The organism is Streptomyces sp. NBC_01390 (assembly GCF_045040105.1).
Taxonomy (GTDB): domain Bacteria; phylum Actinomycetota; class Actinomycetes; order Streptomycetales; family Streptomycetaceae; genus Streptomyces.
The window spans coordinates 268,044-286,877 of sequence record NZ_CP109551.1; the positions used below are offsets into that span (position 1 = coordinate 268,044).

The 18,834-nt window shown below is 69.8% G+C and carries 20 protein-coding genes and 1 pseudogene; 7 read left to right on the forward strand and 14 right to left on the reverse strand.

Annotation, left to right across the window (positions count from 1 at the left end; genetic code table 11):
• Nucleotides 1-387 precede the first annotated feature (387 nt).
• The 4 genes from OG241_RS00945 to OG241_RS00960 all read left to right on the forward strand — a co-directional run bounded on the left by OG241_RS00945 (nt 388) and on the right by OG241_RS00960 (nt 5,148).
• Nucleotides 388-2,058: a purine-cytosine permease family protein gene (locus OG241_RS00945; protein ID WP_405812868.1), complete on the forward strand. Its 1,671-nt coding sequence runs from the start codon at nt 388-390 to the stop codon at nt 2,056-2,058.
• A 256-nt stretch (nt 2,059-2,314) separates the two neighbouring features.
• Complete coding sequence (locus OG241_RS00950) at nt 2,315-3,304, forward strand: Ig-like domain-containing protein (protein WP_405812870.1); 990 nt, start codon at nt 2,315-2,317, stop codon at nt 3,302-3,304.
• A gap of 343 nt (nt 3,305-3,647) precedes the next feature.
• Entirely contained in the window at nt 3,648-4,121 is a 474-nt protein-coding gene (locus tag OG241_RS00955; RefSeq protein WP_405812872.1) for a carboxymuconolactone decarboxylase family protein, read from the forward strand.
• A 103-nt stretch (nt 4,122-4,224) separates the two neighbouring features.
• Nucleotides 4,225-5,148 carry an RNA polymerase sigma-70 factor gene (locus tag OG241_RS00960; protein ID WP_405812874.1) on the forward strand — a complete coding sequence of 308 codons (924 nt, stop codon included), beginning with the start codon at nt 4,225-4,227 and terminating at the stop codon, nt 5,146-5,148.
• A gap of 17 nt (nt 5,149-5,165) precedes the next feature.
• Here OG241_RS00960 and OG241_RS00965 read toward each other — a convergent pair whose 3' ends face one another.
• The 4 genes from OG241_RS00965 to OG241_RS00980 all read right to left on the reverse strand — a co-directional run bounded on the left by OG241_RS00965 (nt 5,166) and on the right by OG241_RS00980 (nt 7,847).
• Complete coding sequence (locus OG241_RS00965) at nt 5,166-5,441, reverse strand: hypothetical protein (protein WP_405812876.1); 276 nt, start codon at nt 5,439-5,441, stop codon at nt 5,166-5,168.
• 66 nt (nt 5,442-5,507) lie between these two features.
• Nucleotides 5,508-5,840 (reverse strand): MerR family transcriptional regulator, encoded by a 333-nt coding sequence (locus tag OG241_RS00970; protein ID WP_405812878.1) that lies wholly within the window; start codon nt 5,838-5,840, stop codon nt 5,508-5,510.
• 188 nt (nt 5,841-6,028) lie between these two features.
• A complete protein-coding gene (locus tag OG241_RS00975) occupies nt 6,029-6,499 on the reverse strand; it encodes an ATP-binding protein (protein WP_405812880.1) in 471 nt (156 codons plus the stop codon).
• A gap of 154 nt (nt 6,500-6,653) precedes the next feature.
• Nucleotides 6,654-7,847 (reverse strand): PP2C family protein-serine/threonine phosphatase, encoded by a 1,194-nt coding sequence (locus OG241_RS00980; RefSeq protein WP_405812882.1) that lies wholly within the window; start codon nt 7,845-7,847, stop codon nt 6,654-6,656.
• 311 nt (nt 7,848-8,158) lie between these two features.
• Between OG241_RS00980 and OG241_RS00985 the strand changes: the two genes are divergently transcribed.
• Nucleotides 8,159-9,334, forward strand: a complete 1,176-nt coding sequence (locus OG241_RS00985; RefSeq protein WP_405812884.1) for a serine hydrolase domain-containing protein — start codon at nt 8,159-8,161, stop codon at nt 9,332-9,334.
• A 102-nt stretch (nt 9,335-9,436) separates the two neighbouring features.
• Here OG241_RS00985 and OG241_RS00990 read toward each other — a convergent pair.
• From OG241_RS00990 to OG241_RS01025, 8 genes and pseudogenes are all read right to left on the reverse strand, one after another.
• Nucleotides 9,437-9,782: pseudogene (locus OG241_RS00990) on the reverse strand (DUF1330 domain-containing protein).
• Between the two features lie 91 nt (nt 9,783-9,873).
• A complete protein-coding gene (locus tag OG241_RS00995; protein WP_405812886.1) occupies nt 9,874-10,047 on the reverse strand; it encodes a CsbD family protein in 174 nt (57 codons plus the stop codon).
• A gap of 85 nt (nt 10,048-10,132) precedes the next feature.
• Nucleotides 10,133-10,756, reverse strand: a complete 624-nt coding sequence (locus tag OG241_RS01000) for a hypothetical protein (protein WP_405812888.1) — start codon at nt 10,754-10,756, stop codon at nt 10,133-10,135.
• On the reverse strand, nt 10,753-12,147 hold the full coding sequence (locus tag OG241_RS01005; RefSeq protein WP_405812890.1) for a hypothetical protein: 1,395 nt from the start codon (nt 12,145-12,147) through the stop codon (nt 10,753-10,755). The genes OG241_RS01000 and OG241_RS01005 overlap by 4 nt, the downstream gene beginning before the upstream one ends.
• Entirely contained in the window at nt 12,144-12,977 is an 834-nt protein-coding gene (locus tag OG241_RS01010) for an ABC transporter ATP-binding protein (RefSeq protein WP_405812892.1), read from the reverse strand. The genes OG241_RS01005 and OG241_RS01010 overlap by 4 nt, the downstream gene beginning before the upstream one ends.
• Nucleotides 12,974-13,792: a zf-HC2 domain-containing protein gene (locus OG241_RS01015; protein ID WP_405812894.1), complete on the reverse strand. Its 819-nt coding sequence runs from the start codon at nt 13,790-13,792 to the stop codon at nt 12,974-12,976. Before OG241_RS01015 ends, OG241_RS01010 begins: the two co-directional genes overlap by 4 nt.
• Complete coding sequence (locus OG241_RS01020; RefSeq protein WP_405812896.1) at nt 13,789-14,340, reverse strand: RNA polymerase sigma factor; 552 nt, start codon at nt 14,338-14,340, stop codon at nt 13,789-13,791. The genes OG241_RS01015 and OG241_RS01020 overlap by 4 nt, the downstream gene beginning before the upstream one ends.
• A gap of 109 nt (nt 14,341-14,449) precedes the next feature.
• The gene (locus OG241_RS01025; protein ID WP_405812898.1) at nt 14,450-15,598 is read right to left on the reverse strand and encodes a hypothetical protein; all 1,149 of its coding nucleotides are present in this window, start codon (nt 15,596-15,598) and stop codon (nt 14,450-14,452) included.
• 67 nt (nt 15,599-15,665) lie between these two features.
• Between OG241_RS01025 and OG241_RS01030 the strand changes: the two genes are divergently transcribed.
• Nucleotides 15,666-16,526, forward strand: coding sequence for a metalloregulator ArsR/SmtB family transcription factor (locus tag OG241_RS01030; protein WP_405812900.1), 861 nt, complete (start codon nt 15,666-15,668; stop codon nt 16,524-16,526).
• Nucleotides 16,523-17,125, forward strand: a complete 603-nt coding sequence (locus OG241_RS01035) for a dihydrofolate reductase family protein (RefSeq protein WP_405812902.1) — start codon at nt 16,523-16,525, stop codon at nt 17,123-17,125. Before OG241_RS01030 ends, OG241_RS01035 begins: the two co-directional genes overlap by 4 nt.
• A 58-nt stretch (nt 17,126-17,183) precedes the next feature.
• Here OG241_RS01035 and OG241_RS01040 read toward each other — a convergent pair whose 3' ends face one another.
• Both OG241_RS01040 and OG241_RS01045 read right to left on the reverse strand, forming a co-directional pair.
• A complete protein-coding gene (locus OG241_RS01040) occupies nt 17,184-17,801 on the reverse strand; it encodes a TOPRIM nucleotidyl transferase/hydrolase domain-containing protein (protein ID WP_405812904.1) in 618 nt (205 codons plus the stop codon).
• A 79-nt stretch (nt 17,802-17,880) separates the two neighbouring features.
• Nucleotides 17,881-18,720, reverse strand: a complete 840-nt coding sequence (locus tag OG241_RS01045) for an endonuclease/exonuclease/phosphatase family protein (RefSeq protein WP_405812906.1) — start codon at nt 18,718-18,720, stop codon at nt 17,881-17,883.
• Between the last annotated feature and the right edge of the window lie 114 nt (nt 18,721-18,834).

The following is an 18,834-nucleotide window of genomic DNA, read 5'->3' on the forward strand; positions in this document are numbered from 1 at the left end:
AGATGAGCGGTCGCCCGCAGACCGACTGAGTGCGGGCCCGCACCTCCCGTCCCCACTTGACCTGCGGGGCCCCACCGCCGCGCCCCGCGCGATTTCCGAAACATCTCCTTCATCTGAGAAGCAATCAGGGGCAATGACCGGCTCCTAGCGTCCCCGGTCATGGACATGAGGGTCTCTACGCGCCCGGCCTCCCGCCGGAACCCCCGCAAAGCCCCCACCGCGCGCGGGTCCGCGCGATCACGCGTGCCTTGTTCCTGAAACGAGCGAATCACCCGCCCCACGGGCCCCGCCCGGCTTTCTCTCCCGCCCCGCTCCCCACCACTCACCTCCGCCTCCCCCATGAGGCGCCCCCACAGCTGTCCCCAACCCGCAGCAAGGAGGCACGGTATGAGCACCGAGCCAAAACTGGCAGACGTCACCGAGCCAGGACCGGCGCAGCAGCCGGCGCCGAGTGCCGACCAGGCCGTCAAGGAGACCCTGGAGGACTACACCCTCCGCTTCGCGCCCCGTAGTTACCGCCGCTGGACGCCGATGGTCGTGGCGACGACCGCGCTCGGCGGTATCGCCTACATGGCCGACTTCTCCATCGGCGCCGGCATCGGCCTGGCCCACGGCACCGGCAACGCGCTGATCGCGATCGCCGTCGCCGCGGTCGTCATCTTCGTCACCGGATTCCCGCTCGCCTACTACGGCGCCCGCTACAACATCGACCTGGACCTGATCACCCGCGGTTCCGGCTTCGGCTACTACGGCTCGGTCCTCACCAGCGTCATCTTCGCCAGCTTCACGTTCATCTTCTTCGCCCTCGAAGGCTCGATCATGGCCCAGGGCCTGAAACTGGGCCTCGGGCTACCGCTCTGGCTGGGCTACGCCGTCTCCACCCTGATGGTGATCCCGCTGGTCATCTACGGCATGAAGGCGCTCAGCAAGCTCCAGGTGTGGACCACCCCCGTCTGGCTGGTCCTGATGGTCGCCCCGCTCGTCTACCTCATCTCCACCGACCCCGGCACGATCGACCGCTTCCTCTCCTACGCCGGCACCGGCGGCGAGGGCGGCATCAACACCGCGTCCGTGCTCCTGGGCGCGGGGGTGTGTCTGTCGCTGATCGCGCAGATCGGCGAGCAGATCGACTACCTGCGCTTCATGCCGCCCAAGACCGAGGCGAACAAGCGCAGTTGGTGGACCGCCGTCATCATGGCCGGACCCGGGTGGGTCGTCCTGGGCGCGCTGAAGCAGGCCATCGGGGTCTTCCTCGCCGTCTACATCCTCGCCAAGGTCGGCGCGGACGCCGCACCCGAGCCGATCCAGCAGTTCAAGGGCGCCTTCGACGCGATGATGCCGTCCTGGCTGGTCCTCCCGCTGGCCGTGGCTCTCGTCGTGATCAGCCAGATCAAGATCAACGTGACGAACGCCTACTCCGGCTCACTCGCCTGGACCAACTCCTTCACCCGCGTCACCAAGCACTACCCGGGCCGCATGGTCTTCGTCCTGGTCAACCTCGGCTTCGCGCTCACCCTGATGGAAGCCGACATGTTCAGCTTCCTCAACGACATCCTCGGCTTCTACTCGAACTGTGCCATCGCCTGGGTCGTCACCGTCGCCACCGACATCGGCGTCAACAAGTACCTGCTGAAACTGTCCCCGCTCCAGCCCGAGTTCCGTCGGGGCATGCTCTACGCGGTCAACCCGGTGGGAGTGGTGGCCTTCGTCGCCGCGTCCGGGCTGTCCATCGCCATGTACTTCCACGCCCTGGGCGACACCCTCCAGCCGTACTCCCCCGTGGCCGCGGCCGTCATCGCCTTTGTCCTCACCCCGCTCATGGCGGTCGTCACCAAGGGCAAGTACTACCTGCGCCGCACCGACGACGGCATCGAGGAGCCACTGCTCGACACGGACGGCAACCCCAGCGCCGTCGCGTACGAGTGCCATGTGTGCCGGCAGGAGTTCGAGCGCCCCGACGTGGCCGCCTGCCAGACGCACGACGCCGCCGTCTGCTCCCTCTGCCTGAGCACCGACAAGGTCGGCGATCACGTACTGTCGGCGGCGCCCGCCGACTGACGCCCCATGGCACCGAGGTGAGGAGAAGGGCTCCCGCACGCAGATTCCGTGCGGGAGCCCTTCTTTTCGCCGCCGGCCCGGACGCGGCCGATGGCCCGGTTCGGGAACGTCGGTGTCTCAAAGGCCCCGGTCGAGCGGTGCGTGTCCAAGCCTTGAACCACGTTTTACGCGGCATACGCAACCGCGACTCTCGCCGCCACTGTCTGACAAGGTACGGGGCCCGTCAGGGCCGAAGAGCTAGAGAGCGGGGCAGTTCGTGCGACGGCGCAAAGGCGGCATAGGGATCGCACTCGTCACAGGTGTGGTGCTGGTGGGCGCGAGTGCCTGCGGCGGGGGCGGCAGTGACAAGGCGAGCGGCGGCGACGACGCGAAGGCGTCGGGAAAGCCGAGTGCGAGTTCCTCGCCGTCACCGACGAAGCCCGCAGGTCCTCCGATGCTGCTGGAGACCATCACCCCTCAGACGGGAACCACGGTAGGTGTGGCCATGCCGATCTCCGTGGTCTTCACCAACCCGGTGGCGGCCGACGCGCGGGCCACGGTGGAGAAGCACATGAAGGTGAGCGCTTCGCAGCCGGTGGACGGCGCCTGGCACTGGTTCGGGGACCAGCGCGCCGACTGGCGCCCGAAGACGTTCTGGCCCTCCGGCACCACGGTGAAGATCGACGCCGACATGAAGGGCGTCAGCAACGGCAACGGACGCTTCGGCGTGCACGGCTACACGCACACCTTCAAGATCGGTGACGACGTCCGCGCGGATGTCTCGGTGACCGGCCACACCATGAAGGTGACCCGGAACGGCGCGCCGGTGCGCACTCTGTCGATCAACGCGGGCAGCGCCCAGTATCCGACGTGGAACGGCACGATGGCCGTCATCGACAAGCAGGAGAAGGTCCACATGACCTCCTGCAGTGTCGGGATCAGCTGCGACAAGGGCAGCCCCGACTACTACGACCTGACGCTGCCGTGGGACGTCCACCTGACGCAGTCCGGCACCTACGTGCACTACTCGACCGGCGACCCCGATCCGGGCACCGGCAGCGCCCGCGGCTCGCACGGCTGTGTCCACCTGTCCATGTCGGACGCCAAGTGGTTCTACGGCCAGGTCAAGCAGGGCGATCCCGTCACCGTCACCGGCTCACCCCGCGCCAAGGCCTCGGCCGACAACGGCTACGCGGCCTTCAACCTGGGCTGGGACCAGTGGCTCGCGGGCAGCGCCGCCGGAGAGGACACCACCGCGACGCTGTGACGCTCCGCGTTCACCGCGCCGACAACCGGTCCGGTCACGGTTGTCGGCGGCGAGGACGGCCTCGGCGAACAGGCAGTCTGCGCCTTGGGCCAGGCAGGAGACGGCGACGAGGGTGTCGTCGGCACAGCGCCGGAGCAACTCGCTCAAGGCACCGCGGACCAGGTCCGTGGTGTAGTCACGGCCCTCCCCGAGTGCTCCCCACTCCTCCCGGGAGTACGCGAAGGTCGGCAGCCGCTTTTCGAATGTGCATGCAGCGGACTGCGCGCAGTCGGAGCTGTGTCACAGGGCGTCGGGCTGTCTCGTCTCAGGGTTGTAGCCATTGACAACCACGGAGGAGCACACGATGGACGCTCGACTGAACTACTTCGCCGACCCGAAGGCCGGCAAGACCCTCAAGTACTTCATGTCGGCGGGCAGGTCGCTCAAGGAATCCCCGCTGCCGGCCGCGACGCAGGAGCTGGTGTCGCTGCGCGTGAGCCAGATCAACGGCTGCGCCGCCTGCATCGACGTACACACCAAGGAAGCCGCCGCTGCCGGGGAGACACCGGTGCGACTGAACCTGGTGGCGGCGTGGCGGGAGGCTACGGTCTTCACGGAGGCCGAACGTGTCGCGCTGGAGCTGGCGGAGCAGGGGACCCGCGTCGCGGACGGGGCCGGCGGGGTCAGCGACGCGGTCTGGGCGCGCGCCGCCGAGCACTACGACGAGGAGCAGCTCACCGCGCTGGTGTTCCTGGTGTCCTTCATGAACACGGTGAACCGGCTGAACATCATCACCCAGCAGCCGGCCGGCGACTACGAGGCCGGGCAGTTCCACTGAACCGTCGTCGGCAACCGGCCCGGAGCCCGAGGCCGGGCCCGGGCCGGAAGACACCCGCGCCAATGAATACGGCCGGGCAGGACAACTGCGAGGGGGCACCCGCATGAACAAGGTCGAGGAGTTCGAGGATCTGCGGCCACTGCTGTTCTCTGTCGCCTACCGGATTCTGGGCAGCGTGGGCGAGGCTGAGGACGCCGTGCAGGAGACCTGGCTGCGTTTCGACAGCTCGACCACCCGGCCCACGTCGACCAAGGCCTTTCTGTCCGCCACCGTCACGCGGATCTCGATCGACGTGCTGCGCTCCGCGCGGGTGAGGCGGGAGGAGTACGTCGGGCCGTGGTTCCCCGAGCCGCTGCTCACCGATCCCTATCAGGATCCGGCGCGCTCGGCGGAACTGGCCGACTCGGTGTCGATGGCGGCGCTGCTGCTCCTGGAGCGGCTCAGCCCGCTGGAGCGGTCGGTGTTCGTCCTGCGGGAGGTGTTCGGCTTCGGCTTCGACGAGGTCGGCGCAGCGGTGGGGAGGTCGGAGGCGGCGTGCCGACAACTGCTGGTACGGGCGCGGCGGCACATGCGGGCCGGACGGCCGCGGTTCGAGGCGGACCGTCAGGAGCGGCAGGAGCTGGCGACCCGATTCTTCGACGCGCTCCGCGAAGGCGATGTGGTCGGCCTGCGGGACCTGCTCGCCGCCGACGTGTCGATGGTCGGGGACGGCGGCGGCAAGGCCCCGCAGCTGGCCAGGGCAGTCGTCGGTGCCGAGAACGTGGCCCAACTGCTCGCCTCCGTCCTCCCGTGGATGGCCCGGGTCGACGTGACCTTCGAGCCGTGCGAGGTCAATGGCCGACCCGGGGCGATCTTCCGTGACCGGGACGGAAAGGTGCTCCACGTCTTGGCCCTCGATGTGTTCGACGGGCAGATCCAGACCATCCGCTCGGTGATCAACCCGGACAAGCTGGGCCACCTCGGGCCGGTCGCCGACGCCTGGGCTGTCGACCGTGAGATCAAGCAGGCTCGCCGGCAGACGAGGTGACCCCTCGACGGCCGGAGTCAGTGCTCGGGAGTGGTCCGTCCCGTCCTTGACGGGCGTGAGGCGTCGACGGGTTCGGCTCCGGTCGCGGCGTCACGCCGGGAGTGTGCGGTGCCACGCCGATCCGGGCACAGGATGGTCGCGTCGTCCTGCTGCAGGTGGGCGTGGCTCTCCGCACCGCCTTGGTGGCCGACGGCCGGCCGCCCGTCTGTTGACGGGCCGGGAGCGCCGGAAGGCGCGTCGACGGCCTGGATGCGCGAGGCGTCGGGAGTGCCGCCGCGGCCGGGCTGGGGCATCCCTCCCGGTATCGGCGGCGTGACTCATGCGGACTGCGACGGCGTCGCGTCACCGCGGACCGGGAGTCAGATACTCGCCGTGTGGCGGGATGCGGCGCGGCGGAACTCGGCGTTGATGCGCTGGGCCTCCTCCAGTTGGTCTTCGAGGATGATGATGCGACAGGCGGCGTCGATGGGGGTTCCCCGATCGACGAGTTCCCGGGCGCGGGCGGCGATCCGCAGCTGATACCGGGAGTAGCGGCGGTGCCCGCCCGCGGAGCGCAGCGGGGTGATGAGGCGGGCTTCGCCGATGGCGCGCAGGAAGCCCTGTGTCGTGCCGAGCATCTCGGCGGCCCGGCCCATGCTGTAGGCGGGGTAATCATCGTCGTCGAGCCGGTCGTAGGAATCCTCTGCTGCCACTGACACCTCTCCGTCGAACGCATGGACGGGCCCTGGCACCGCAAGGCGCCCAGCCCGAAGGAACCGCTTCACCGCCGGGTGCTACAACTGCGCTGTCGCCGTCCGGCAGTTCGTGTCTACCAGTCCCCACTGCCCTGTCGGCCGGCGGAAGAAACCGTAACCAGGCCACCATCTGATGTCTATTCTTGTCAGGATAGATTTTCTGTGTGCGTGACGGGGAAACCCAGGGCGATGCGGGCCGTGATGCGCTTGCCGACCGGCTCCTGCTCGATGAAGAGTGACTCGGCGACAGCTTTGACGATCTCCAGGCCGTGCTGGCCGACCCTGCCGGGATCGGTGGACCGGGCGGCGGGGACCGTGGGTTCGCTGTCCCACACGACGACGTCCACGGCGCGCGCGCTGACACGCAGTTCCAGGAGGACGGGACCGGGAGCGTACTTGCGGGCGTTGGTGACCAGCTCGCTCACCACCAACTGGACGAGATCCCGCACGCGTGCGGGCACGGACAGCTGATGGTCGGTGTGGGCCTGGTCGAGGAAGGCGACGGCATGGTGACGGGCGTCGGCGATACAGCCGTCGTCCCCGCCCAGGGCGTAACCGGCGCGCATCAGGTACACATTCGGCGTCGTACAGCCGTCACCGTCGGCATGGGATTCCACCTGTTCGCCCTCACTCCCCCCGTTCACGTGCGCCGGTACCCGCACTTGCGCCATACATGCCACCACATGTGTCACCAGTACGCAGTCCCACCCCCAGGACGAGCGGGTGCGGGTGGCGTCGCGCGCCGTATCGGGAGGAAGGGCAACCGTCGGGTCATCGCTGCCGGCCGGGTCTCTTTTCGGCAGGTCGGCGCCGGTTGCCGTGCCAGTCCAGGATCAGGACCGTGGCGTCGTCCTGGAGGGTCCCGTTGCAGACCTTGAGGACCGCGGCTGTCAGGCTCCGGACAGCTTCTCGCGGGTGCAGCGCACGGGTGTCCCGAATGACCGAGGCCAGGTCGGCGGCAGCGGCACCTCGCTCCTGCATTCCGTCGGTGAGCAGGATCAGACGGTCTCCGGGGAGCAACTGGAGTTCCTGCAGACGGTAGGCGGTGGGCGCCGCCACACCGAAGGGCAGGTTGACGGCGAGGTCGACCTCTTCGACGATGCCGTCCCGCAGCCTCAGCGGCCGGGGATGGCCGGCGTTGACCAGTTCGCACAGGCCGGTTTCGAGGTCCACGCACAGCAACTGCCCGGTGGCCAGGCCGTGGTTGTGGCTGAGCAGGGCCTCGTGGGCGCGGCGGGCCTGCTTGAGTGCGTCGCATCCGCTGCGGCGCGCCTGGCGCAGCGCCCCGACCAGCAGGGTGGCCAGCAGCGCGGAGTCCGTGTCGTGTCCCATGGCGTCGGTGATGGACAGGTGGAGGGTGTCGTGGTCGAGGGTGTAGTCGTACGTGTCGCCGCCGATGTCGTCGGCCGGGACCAGTCCGCCGGCGAGGGTGAACTGGTCCGCCTCACAGCAGGGAGCCGAGGGAAGCAGCTGGTGCTGGATCTCCGCCGCCAGGCTGGTCGCGGTGGTCCGCCGGCCCAGGTGGTACAGGTCGGTGAATCGGCGGTCGGTGACGATGATGTACGCCAGCGCGTGTGCCGCGTCGCGGACCTGCCGCAGGACGGTGTCGTCGGCGGACTGCAGGGTCACCTCCAGGACGCCGATGCGGTCGCCACGGTTGGTGACCGGCGTGATGACGCGCTCTCCGCCCTCGCCGTCCGGTTCCACATGCTGGCGCTGGCTCTGCAGAACACCGTCGTAGACACTGCCCTGCAGGTCGATCGGCTCGGCGTTGTCGGCCGCTTCACTGTCGGCCGCGGCGAGGCGTACCAGCCGCTGGCCGATCAGGTCGACGAACAGGAAGGACACCTGCTCGGCACCGAAGCGCTTCTGCAGGTCGTGTGCCACCACATCGACGGACTCTCCGGGCGGGGCCGCTTCCGCGGCGGCCAGCAACTCGCCCAGTTCCAAATCTCCACCCCTCACGACAACCTCCCATCGGCTGCCGCAACTTCTTCCCCAACTCCGCGCGTCCTCACCTGACCCGGCCATTTTGCCTGGCCAGAGGCGGTGTCTCGGCAAGACGCCACAACCGGCACGAGGTGGTCACGACGTACGTCGTGTCGCATCCGGTTCGAATCCGGGTACCCGCTCGTCCTCCCCACGTGGCATCGACCCCGTCCCGGGGCGAACGACCCCGCTCGGCCGTATGCAGCAGCGGCCCGGGCAGTCAGGTGCCGTGCGGCCGATGCTGGGCGTGCCGTGCTCCGCCGTCCCAGCCCGCCCGCGGAGTTGCTGTGCCGCTGTCCCTTCTCCCCCGCCTGCGTCTGCCGGTCGGCGCCGCGCTGGTCTACGCCTGTCTCGCGCCCCTGGTGTACGCGCCCGCCGAGGCCGACACGCCCGGCCCCGCCACGGACCGCGCACTGCAGAGTCAGCTCGAGGAACTGGTGAACGCTCCGGGTGGCCCGCCGGGCGTCATCACCGTGCTCCAGCGAGGGAACTCACGCCGGGTCATCCGGGCCGGAGTCGCCGACCTCGACACCGGCAGACCGACAGAACCGACCGACCACATGCGTATCGCCAGTACGGCGAAGGCGTTCAGCGGCGCCGTGGCACTACGGCTCGTGGACCGGGGCGCGCTCCGGCTCGAAGACACCATCGGCCGACGGCTGCCCGCACTCCCCCGGGCCTGGCACGCGGTGACTCTGCGCCAGCTCCTGACCCACACCAGCGGTCTGCCCGACTACAGCCGGAGTGAGGAGTTCCTCAGCATCCTCAGGGCCGATCCGCATCATCACTTCGACTCCCGGCGGCTGCTCGACTTCGTGGCCGGCGAGCCGCTGCTCTTCCCTCCCGGCTCGCGGTACCAGTACTCCAACTCCGACAACATCGCCGTGGCCCTGATGGCCGAAGCCGCGACCGGGAAACGCTACGAGGAGCTGCTGCGGTGGTTGGTCCACCGTCCGCTCGGGCTGCGCGACACGAGCCTCCCGCAGGGCTTCGAGATGCCGGAACCGTACATGCACGGCTACGACGTCCCCGTCCAGCCGCCGGCCGCGCCGGAGGACGTCAGTGAGCTGATCGGCGCCTCCGGGGTGTGGGCGTCGGGCGGAATCATCTCCACTCCGAGGGACATGACCAGGTTCATCCGCGGATACGCGGGCGGCGCGCTGATCTCCCGGGCGACCCTGCGCGAGCAGCGGCGTTGGGTCGACGGCGCCTCCGAACCGGCGGGGCCGGGCACGAACAAGGCGGGGGCGGCGATCTTCCGCTACACCACGAGGTGCGGAGTGGTGCTCGGCCACACCGGCAACACACCCGGATACACCCAGTTGATCGCCGCGACCCCGGACGGAGAACGGTCGCTGACGTTCTCGCTCACCACCCAGGTGAACGAGGCGACGAAGCCACAACTGCTGGAGAGACTGCGCGAGATCGAGGAGAACTTCGTGTGCGCGCTGCTCCGGAACTGACCCCAGGAGGCCCGTCCCCGTCCCCGGCGAGCGGCATGCCGAGGACGGGGCGTCGCCGTCGTACGGCCGACCGAAGCGGTCGCCGTCCACGACGCGAGCGGGTCACTCGCCGGCCAGTGCCTCTCGCAGCGCCTTCGCGGAAGAGGCCGGGTCATAGCCCTCGGGTACGCCCTCGACAAGGATGATGTCGCCCGGGATGTGCCGCGAGCGCAACGGGGCGATCTCCTGGTACGCGGGCGAGTCCCACCAGGCCCACGCCTCGACGATGCCGGGGAAGCCGATCAGCACGACGCTCCCGGGCCAGCTGCTCTTTCACCTCGTGCTCCGCGAAGTGCACGAGGAAGCGGCCGCCGTACGGCTCGAAGGTGGCGGGTATGCGTTCGATGTATTCGGCGATCTCCGGATGCGGGGCTGCCTCTTGTAAGTGAGCGATGGCGTAGGCGGGCACGATGTCCTTTCGGTAGGCCGAACTCTCTACGCCGGAAGCATGGCATGGACCCGACGAACCGGGGAGGTCGCCGGGCCCCCGCGCCTGGGAATCAGTGCTTCAGCGTGTCCTTGGCCTTCTGAACGGTCTGATTCGCGTCGCTCGCCATCTGCTCACGGGCGCCCTTCGCCGCCAGGCGTTCGTTGCCGACAGCCTCACCGGTGGTTTCCTTCATCTTGCCCTTGGTCTTCTTGGCCACGTTCCTGACCTTCTTGCCTGCCGCCATCACTTTCACCTCCCACACCACTGAGCTTCTCTGCCCTGTACCCACGGGCGGGCCAGCCAAGCGGACCATCTTCCCAAAAGGTGAATTACTCACCTACCGGGCGCCTGAAGGAAACGGACTGGAGGAAGCGGACCGAGGCGTCCGGTCCTGCCACGGCGTAGGACATGGTGCCGGTGACCGCGAGGACCAGCGCCGTACAGGCGCCCGTCGTCGAGCCGGGTGGCAGCACCATCCAGGTCGCCACCCGCAGGGGGGCGCTCGTCGCGGACGGAGCGAAGCACGCGAAGGAGAGCCAGGCGAAGGGCAGGGTCCAGGCGTACTGGCCCCCCGCGAGCACCGCGCCCAGAGCGGCCAGTCCCATCAGGCCCGCGCTGTCCCGGACGACGAACGCGGTGGTGGCCAGGGGTCGGTCCGCTGTCCCCACAGTCAGCAGCACCGCCGCGACGACCGCGCCGGCGAGCAGCACATGCGCCGCTCTGCGCGGCACCCAGCGGATCGAGGCCGTCCGGTCCAGCGCGAGGTCCTGCCCGCTGAGCCCGACCGAGGCCGCCATCACCCCCGTAGCGAGAACAAGGACCGGAATGCGGGGATCGACCTGCCCCTCACCTCCGTCCCGGGCGAGTGCCCACACCGTCACCGCGCTGATCACCAGCACGGCGAGCGACGCGGGCACCTGCCGCGAACGTGCGTACAGCGTCAGCCATCTCACCGGGAGGCACCGCCGGACAGCACCTCGAACGGGTCGCCCTTGCAGGAGAGTGCGGCGGCGCGCATCGCGTTGATGCGCGAGAGCTGCTCCGCGCGCGGAAGCGAGGTGAGTTTCTTCCACACCGGGCGGGCCTCGGTGTCCACCTCGCCGCGCAGACCTGCCGGTGTGCCGGCCAGGGGTTCGAAGTCGCCGAGGACCCAGCCCGCCGCGACGGCCTGTGCGTACTCGTCTCCTCCGAAGCCGCTCCAGCCGACGGGGGTGCACCCGGGCACCATGCCTTCGGCGATCAGAGCCCGGGTCAGATCGTCGCCCTTCGTGGCGGTGACGATGTCGTCGTCGAAGTCGAGGAGCAGGGTCTCGCGGGACCATTGCGGTGTTGAGCCGTTCGGCAGCAGAGCGGTGTTCTCACGGACCGCGACCGGCGCCCGGCCGCCCAGGGCGCCGTGCAGCAGACGCAGCGCCTCCTTGCCGGGGCCCGCGAGGCCGGCGAGGCGGTCCTGGTGCGTCTTCGTCACGCACACCGGACCCTCGCACACCAACTTCGCGGCGGCCTTGTCGACGACGTAGATCCGGTCCGGGTCGGAGGGGAGGACGAGCAGGGCGATCACCGCGCCCGCGAGTACGGGCGTCAGGGCGGTCAGCCGGGCGCGCCAGGTCGCGGCGACGAGCAGCGCGAAGCCGGTGCCGGCCATGCCGAGCGCCCAGATCGTCTGCCCGACGTGCACGGACGCGGAGAGCGTGACGAACACATTGCGCACCTCCTCCACCGCCGGTGACAGCAGCGAGACCCGGTTCGGCTCCGTGGTGGAGAAGCCCGACGCCATGGGCGTCTCCGTCCGGCCCAACGACATCTGCATGAGGGCCGTGAACACGAAGGCGGTCATGGCCAGCGCGGGCGGAGTGAGCACCGAGGGCAGAGCCCGCCCGGCCCCCATGCCCAGCACGGCCCCGGCCACGAGGAAGAGCGCCCCGACGAGCGAGATCGGCAGCCATCCGAGGTGCGTGTACTCGGTGCTGGGGAGGACCTGGACCGCGCCCACGAGGACGAGCAGCGCGAAGGCCGAGGACAGCGTGATCGCCGTCGTACCCGCCGACGTGGCCGCACGGTGCCAGGGGGGCCTCGGCGTGCTGGTCAGCAGCTCGGACATCTTCGAGCGGTGGTCGCGCAGGCCCTGCAGCGCTCCGAGCCCCACGGCGAGCGGCCACAGGTAGAACAGCATGCTGCGGGTCACCAGAGCCATGGACGTCCACTGGGCCGTCCACGCCGTGGTGCCCTGCCACCACGAGCCGATCACCAGGTACAGGAACGCCAGTGCCGTCGTCAGTACGAGGGCGCCGGCCCATGGGGCGACGGAGCGTTTCAGCTCGATGCGCAGGACACCGGTGTTCACCAGGTACCCCCTGTCCGGCCGGGGCTCTGCAGCAGCGCCGAGTAACCGCGCTCCAGTGGGCTGTCCCCCACGTCCTGCGGGCCGCCCGCCGCCGCCAGCTCGTCCGGGGAGCCCTGGAAGACCAGCCGTCCCTCGGCGAAGAGCACCACGTCGGTGCAGGCGGCGGCGACGTCCTCGACCAGATGCGTCGAGACGAGCACGCAGGTGTCCGTGCCCAACTCCTGCAACAGCTCGCGGAACCGCAGCCGCTGCGCCGGGTCCAGGCCGACCGTCGGCTCGTCCAGCAGCAGGATCGTCGGGTCGTTGACGATGGCCTGGGCGATCCCGACCCTCCGCACCATGCCACCCGACAGGGCTTTCATCTTCTCGTCGGCGCGGTCCGCCAGACCCACCCGCTCGACGGCCCGCTGCACCGCCGCGGGAATTGCCGCCTTCGGCACCTCCTTCAGCCACGCCATGTACTCGACGAACTCGCGCACCGTGAACCTCTTGTAGTAGCCGAACTCCTGCGGCAGATAACCGATCCGGCGCCGCAGCGCACGGTGCTCACCCCTGCCGCCCACGGACTCGCCGAGCATCTCCAGGGTGCCCTCGGTGGGGCGCAGCACAGTGGCCAGAGCACGGATGAGGGTGGTCTTGCCCGCCCCGTTGGGGCCGAGGAGACCGTGTACGCCGGTACCCAGCGACAGATCGAGGCCGTCGACGGCCATCCGTTTCCCGCCGACCCTGACCTTCAGCCCGGTGGCCTGGATCTCCCAGGCGTAGGCCGTCGGCGCGATGTCGGCGGCGCTCACCGCGGACGTCATGTCATGTTCCTTTCCGTTGGTCATTGATGGGCTCCCAGCACGGAGTAGGCGCCCCTGCGGGCGATCACGACTCCGCTGCCGAGAGCGAGAATCAGCGCCCACGCGGGCAGACCGCCGGCCTGCAGGGCGAAGGTCGTACGGCTGGTGGCGAGGGTCGGCGCCACGACCACGGCGGCCCACACTCCGCCCAGTACGACGGCGGCGCGGGTCACCCCGACGACACCGCCGAGCGCCAGTGTCGCCGCGGTGAAGGCCAGGCAGGGCAGCAGCCACTGAGCCACCATCACCCCCGTCGCCCAGCCGCCCACCAGCAGAGCGGGGACGACCACACCGAGCACGGAGGCGGTACGTCTCAGCACCAGGTAGAGCCCGGCCCTGGGCACCGAGGCGGTCAGTTCGTACGCCGGGTCCAGACCGCGCGACCAGGACGCCGCGACGCCGAGCACGGGCAGAACCGGCGCGAACAGCAGCACCAGCGACACCTCCCCGGTGCCGGTGCCGACCACGTCGAGCAGCAGGGCCAGCAGTGTCACGCCCACGACCATGGCCAGCCACGGCACCATGGCGGGAGTCATCCACCTCGACAGCCGCGCCGACCAGTGCCGTCCGCGCGGCATCGTGGGCGTGACCGCCAACCGGTGCTCCAGGCCGGACCACACGCTGTCGACCAGCGACGCCACCGCGGGCACCTCGGCGTCGACGACCGCCGACAGCCGGTCGCGGCACACCCGGCACATTTCCAGATGGGCCTCCACGGCCCACACCTCGTCGGCGGCGAGGTCCGTGCCACCGCGCGCGTAACCCTCGATGATCCGCATCGACGCATGTTCCCCACTCACGCCAGTGCCCTCCGCATCGCGATACGGGCCCGGCGCGCACGGGTCTTGACCGTGCCCTCGGGCAGCCCGAGCAGGACCGCGGTCTCGCGGACGGACAAGCCGTCGAGGACCAGGGCCTGCAATATCTGTCTCAACTCCGGCGCCAGACACCGCAGCGCGTCCCCGACATCACCGCCGACGGTCGCCGCGAGCGCCTCCTCCTCGGCGGCGGGCGCCGCGTCGGGAACGGCGGCGGCCGGCGGTGGCTCCGCGTGATGAGCTCGTCGCCGGAACGCGTCGACCAGCCGGCGCGCCGCGATCGTCCACAGCCAACCAGTGGCCGACCCTCCGACGGCGGCGCCGGCGAAGGCTCCCGCCGCGCGCCACACCGCCAGATACGTCTCCTGCATGACCTCCGCGACGATCTGCTCGTCCCCGCACCGGCGGCGCAACCGCACCGCCATCCACGGCGACGTACGCCGGTACAGCTCCTCGAACGCGGCACGGTCGCCCTTTGCCACCAGCCGGACGAGACGCTCCTCGTCCAACTCGTGCGGCGCTGCCCTCATTGATCTCACGCCCGCTAGACGCCGGAGCCGGGCGACAGGTTTTCCTCCCGACGTGATCCCCGCCACACGGAGAGGTTCCCGTGGGCGACATTCACCTCCGCGACCTCCGCTACCTCTGTTGCCCGCGCTGCCCGTAACGCCGCCACTCGCGTCCGCTGTCGCGAGAGATCCACAGCCCTTCGCCCTTCACCAGGTCGTACGTCGACGTCGTCGCGTCGGCGATGCCGTAGAGGGTGCTGCCGTCGACGGTGAGCGACGTGAAGTTCGCCGGCGTCCTCAGTTCACGGAAGGCGCTGTTGGTGCGGTCGGCGGCGAGCCAGTAGCGGCCGCCTTCCTCGCCGACGAGCAGCCGGCCGTCCGCGAGCAGTTCCAGGACCAGCGCGTCCGGGCCACGTCTCAGGTCCCTCCAGGCGATTCCGCCTGCGAGGATCTTCCGCCAGTGCCTGCCGGTGTCCGTCGTCAGCAACAGGCCCCGCACGCCCTCACCCTGTATGAGGGACAGCGCCGCGATGCCACCCCGCGCGGCAAGGGCACCTCCCAGGTACGGCTCGGGGACGGCCGTGGAACCGACGGTGCGCCCGTCTCGCTGCCATACGACACGATTCGGGGCGTCGGTCAGCGGCTGGACCAGGCTCCAGACCGTACCCCGCTCGTCGACGGCGAGGCGGACGGCGCCGTCCGGTACACCCGCCGGGGGTGCCACGGTGCGCGTGGCGGGGCGGTAGATGAGCATCCGCTCCGGTTCGGCGAGCAGAACGTCGCCCGGGCGGGCGCGCAACGGAGTACCGCTGACAACTGCCTTGTGCCGCTTGCCGCGTACGTCGAGAGTCCACGCCCCCTCAGCCGCGTCCGCCCCGTCCGGTTGCGGCACCCGCACGAAGCCCGCGTGCGTTCCCTTGAACGCGGGCGGCACCGCCTCCGCGTCCCCGTGCTCCGCGTGTTCGGCGACCGTGCGGCCGTCGGGGCCGACGATGCGCCAGGCGGTGGCGGCCGGCCCCTCGTCGTCCTCGACGTTGCCGGCCTCGTACATCAGAAGCAGCGAGCCGTCGTCCGCGCGGCTCACACCGAGAGGTGCGCCGGCCATCTCGATGACGTCGGCGGGGCGCGGGTGAGGATCTGCGATGACGCGCTTGTACTTCGCCTCCCGGCCCTCGGGCTTTTCAGCGCCGGAACCACCCTGCCCGCAGGCGGTCAGCGCCAACGCCGCACTCGCCACGAGCCCGACCGTCCGTCTGCCGCGTTTCCTCGACCACACCATTGCCGCATCCTCACATGGGGAACTAATTCCTTGACACGAATATTCTCTCTAGAGAATACTTCTCGCTATGGACGCACTCCTCGCCGCACTGGCCGACCCGGCCCGCTGGCGTCTCGTGAGCCTGCTGGCCGAGCAGTCCCGCTCGGTAGGCGTTCTGGCTCAGCTCACCGACGCACGCCAGCCGCAGACGACCAAGCATCTGCAGACCCTTGAGCGCGCCGGCGTCGTGACCTCCCGGCGCACCGGTCAGCGCCGTATCTACACCCTCCGCTCCGCTCCGCTGCGCGAACTGGCGGCTGCGCTCGGCCAATTGGCCGACCTCAGGGACCAGGCCGACGGCCCGCACGCGACCCACGACCGCTACGGGCTCAGCGTCCGGGCGGAGCGGCTCGCCGCCCAGAATCCGGGGTGGGCCGACGGCCGCGCGTTCGGCTTCCACCGGTCGCTGGCAGGACCTCCCGAGCTGGTCTGGCGCCACCTCACCGAGGCCGCTCTGCTCGCGCCCTGGTGGACCCCCCAGGATCTCCGGGCCTCCGCGCTCGTCTTCGAGGCGCGTCCCGGCGGGCGGATCGTCCAGGAGTACCGCGACGCCGAAGACGTCCACGACACCAACCCGGTCGCCGGGCGTGCGGAGGGAGTCGTCGACGACGTACGGACCGGTGAGCACCTCACCTACCGGCTCTCCCCGCTACTGCCCGACGGCCGCCCCGCCTTCACCGCCCACGTCTCCATGGACCTCGGCCCCGCCGACACCGGCACGGACCTCGACGTCCACTGGCGGATCACCGACAGCACCGTCGAGTCCGCGGACTTCGTCGCAGGTATCGAGACCGGCTTCGGGCAGAGCCTCGACAAGCTCGCGGCAACCCTCGACACGTACGCACACGAAACAAGCACCAGCACCACCGACACAGGGAGCACGAAATGACACAGCGGAGCGCCGGCCGCCGGGTCGTCACCAACATGGCACTCTCCCTCGACGGCCGCTACGCCGCACCGGACAACCCGCTGGACATGAGCTGGGTGATGCCGTACGCCGTGACCGACGTCGCCCGCGACCACCTGACCAGCCTCTGGGAGCCGGCGACGACAGCACTGCTTGGGCGGGTCAACGCCGAGGGGTTCCTGGGATTCTGGCCCACCGTCATCGGTATGGAGGGTGCTGACCCCCGCGACGAGGGCTTCGCCAAATGGCTTGTCGACACCGACAAGGTGGTCCTCTCCTCCACCCTCGACGAGGCGCCGTGGGAGCGGACAACGATCGTCAGCAAACCGGCCGCCGAGGTGGTCACGGACCTCAAGGCCACCGAGGGCGGCGACATCCTCGTACTTGCCAGCGCGAGCGTCATCAAGGCGCTGCTGGCGGCCGACCAGGTCGACCGGCTGGCTTTCACCATCTTTCCGGTCTTTCTCGGCGGCGGGCCGCGCCTCTTCGACGACGGCCTGCCCGCGAGCCGGTGGACGCTGGTCAGCCAGACCGCGGGCGAGCACGGCGCATCGGCCTTCGTCTACGACCGAGTCCGCTGAGGCGGTGAGGCAGTGAGGCGCTGGGACGGTGACGGTGGGGCGGACGAGCCTGCTCGGTTCAGAGGGCGGCGAACAGGTCGTCCAGTGGGGCGGGCACCTGGTCGGGGGCGAGGGCTTCGACCAGGAGACGGCCGTAGCGGATCTTGCGGCCCTTCTTCGTACCGATGAAGCGCCGCAGTTGCTGATGCCGCGGCCGGCCCTGTTGGGCGGGCTGTTGCAGGAAGGTCTGCCACGGGCGCAGTTCGTCCTCGGCCCGGACGATTTCCTCCACCCGCGCCGGGCCCAGCGCACGGATGAGTTCGTCCTCCAGGTCCGCCGCGCAGACGAAGACGTTCGAGTACGGGGCCGACGCCGAACCGATCCCTCGGTCGAAGAAGGGCTTCTCGCGCTCGTCGCACAGACCGACCAGCCGCAGGCCCAGACCGGCCGGGCCGAGGAGCGCCGCGTAGCGTCCGACGCTCATCGCCCCGCCCATCGACATCACGCACACCCCCTCGGCCGCCAGGGCCCGGTTCCGTCCCGTGGCCAGCGCCTCGACGGCCGCGAGGTCGCTCAGCCCCTCCAGCAGCACAGCCGTACGCACCCCAAGCTGCTCCGCCAGCTCTTTCGCCGGACCGCCCGAGCCTCCTCGCGCCCAGCCTGCGACCTCGTCCCGGAACACACCCATGTCGACCATGCCGGGGAGTCTGCTACCTCCACCGACGGCAGCGCACGTGATATTCCGGCCGACGGCCTTGGAGCGCTTCAGGTCGGGTTCAGATCAGGTTGAGGTCGCTGTACACCAGATGGTGGTCCGAGTACGAGGTGGGCTGCACTCGTTGCCTGAGCGGAGCGATGCCTCGCAGGAAGATGTAGTCGAACTTGCTGTTCCAGTCGGTGGTCGGTTCGCAGGCGGCGGCGGGCGAAGGATGGCACTTGGGGTCCGCGTCCACGGCCAGCGCCCACATCCCGGTGAGTTCGGGCGCGTCGGCCACCGCGTTGAAGTCGCCGATGACGATCGCACGCTTGTGCCGGGCGACCGCTGCGGCAAGTACCCGTGTCTGGCCCGCTCGGACCGTTTCCTGTCGTCGTTGCGCGAGGTGGGTGTTGAAGACCCGGACCTGCTGGCCGCCGACCATGGTGGTGACTGCCAGGTAGCCACGGTCCTCGGATCCTCCGTCGGGATACTCCACCTTGACGCGGTCGGTCATCGGTGCCGCGGAGAGGATCGCCTGGCCGAAGCCTCCCGGATTCCACGGCACTCCCCTGCAGCGGCCCCAGTTCTTGAGGACCGACCCGTACTCAACGTGGTAGACCAGCCCGTGCAGATTCTCCAGATACTCCCGGATCCCCTCGACGTCACGCACACACGCCTCCTGCAGACCGATGACCTGGGGCGCGAATCTTGCGATCTCCGCCGCCCGGTCGACGTTGCTTTCCTTGCAGGGGTTGCAGAGGTTCCACGTCATGACCCGGTTCGGCACCACGTCCCTGACGGCCTCGACGGGCAGTGACCCGCCGGGGCGGTCATCACCTGGTGCCCTGGAGCCGACGAGCACCACGCAGGCCACGGTCAGTACGCCCGCGAGCAACCGCGCGCCCCTTCCGAGCATCATCGTCTCCTCAATGTGGATGCACGGCACCCGCCGCTTCCCTGCACGAGATTAGGCGACGAGGTTGTGAGCGACTTGCGCTCCTCCCGAGGAGTTCGTTTTGCCCGGGTTCGCCTG

Excerpts from the sequence above, each read along its gene's own strand:
- OG241_RS00945 (WP_405812868.1), top strand. The coding sequence starts at position 388 with ATGAGCACCGAGCCAAAACTGGCAGACGTCACCGAGCCAGGACCGGCG.
- OG241_RS00955 (WP_405812872.1), top strand. The coding sequence starts at position 3,648 with ATGGACGCTCGACTGAACTACTTCGCCGACCCGAAGGCCGGCAAGACC.
- OG241_RS00960 (WP_405812874.1), top strand. The coding sequence starts at position 4,225 with ATGAACAAGGTCGAGGAGTTCGAGGATCTGCGGCCACTGCTGTTCTCT.
- OG241_RS00965 (WP_405812876.1), bottom strand. The coding sequence starts at position 5,441 with ATGCCCCAGCCCGGCCGCGGCGGCACTCCCGACGCCTCGCGCATCCAG.
- OG241_RS00995 (WP_405812886.1), bottom strand. The coding sequence starts at position 10,047 with ATGGCGGCAGGCAAGAAGGTCAGGAACGTGGCCAAGAAGACCAAGGGC.
- OG241_RS01010 (WP_405812892.1), bottom strand. The coding sequence starts at position 12,977 with ATGACCAACGGAAAGGAACATGACATGACGTCCGCGGTGAGCGCCGCC.
- OG241_RS01020 (WP_405812896.1), bottom strand. The coding sequence starts at position 14,340 with ATGAGGGCAGCGCCGCACGAGTTGGACGAGGAGCGTCTCGTCCGGCTG.
- OG241_RS01025 (WP_405812898.1), bottom strand. The coding sequence starts at position 15,598 with ATGGTGTGGTCGAGGAAACGCGGCAGACGGACGGTCGGGCTCGTGGCG.
- OG241_RS01030 (WP_405812900.1), top strand. The coding sequence starts at position 15,666 with ATGGACGCACTCCTCGCCGCACTGGCCGACCCGGCCCGCTGGCGTCTC.
- OG241_RS01035 (WP_405812902.1), top strand. The coding sequence starts at position 16,523 with ATGACACAGCGGAGCGCCGGCCGCCGGGTCGTCACCAACATGGCACTC.
- OG241_RS01040 (WP_405812904.1), bottom strand. The coding sequence starts at position 17,801 with ATGGTCGACATGGGTGTGTTCCGGGACGAGGTCGCAGGCTGGGCGCGA.
- OG241_RS01045 (WP_405812906.1), bottom strand. The coding sequence starts at position 18,720 with ATGATGCTCGGAAGGGGCGCGCGGTTGCTCGCGGGCGTACTGACCGTG.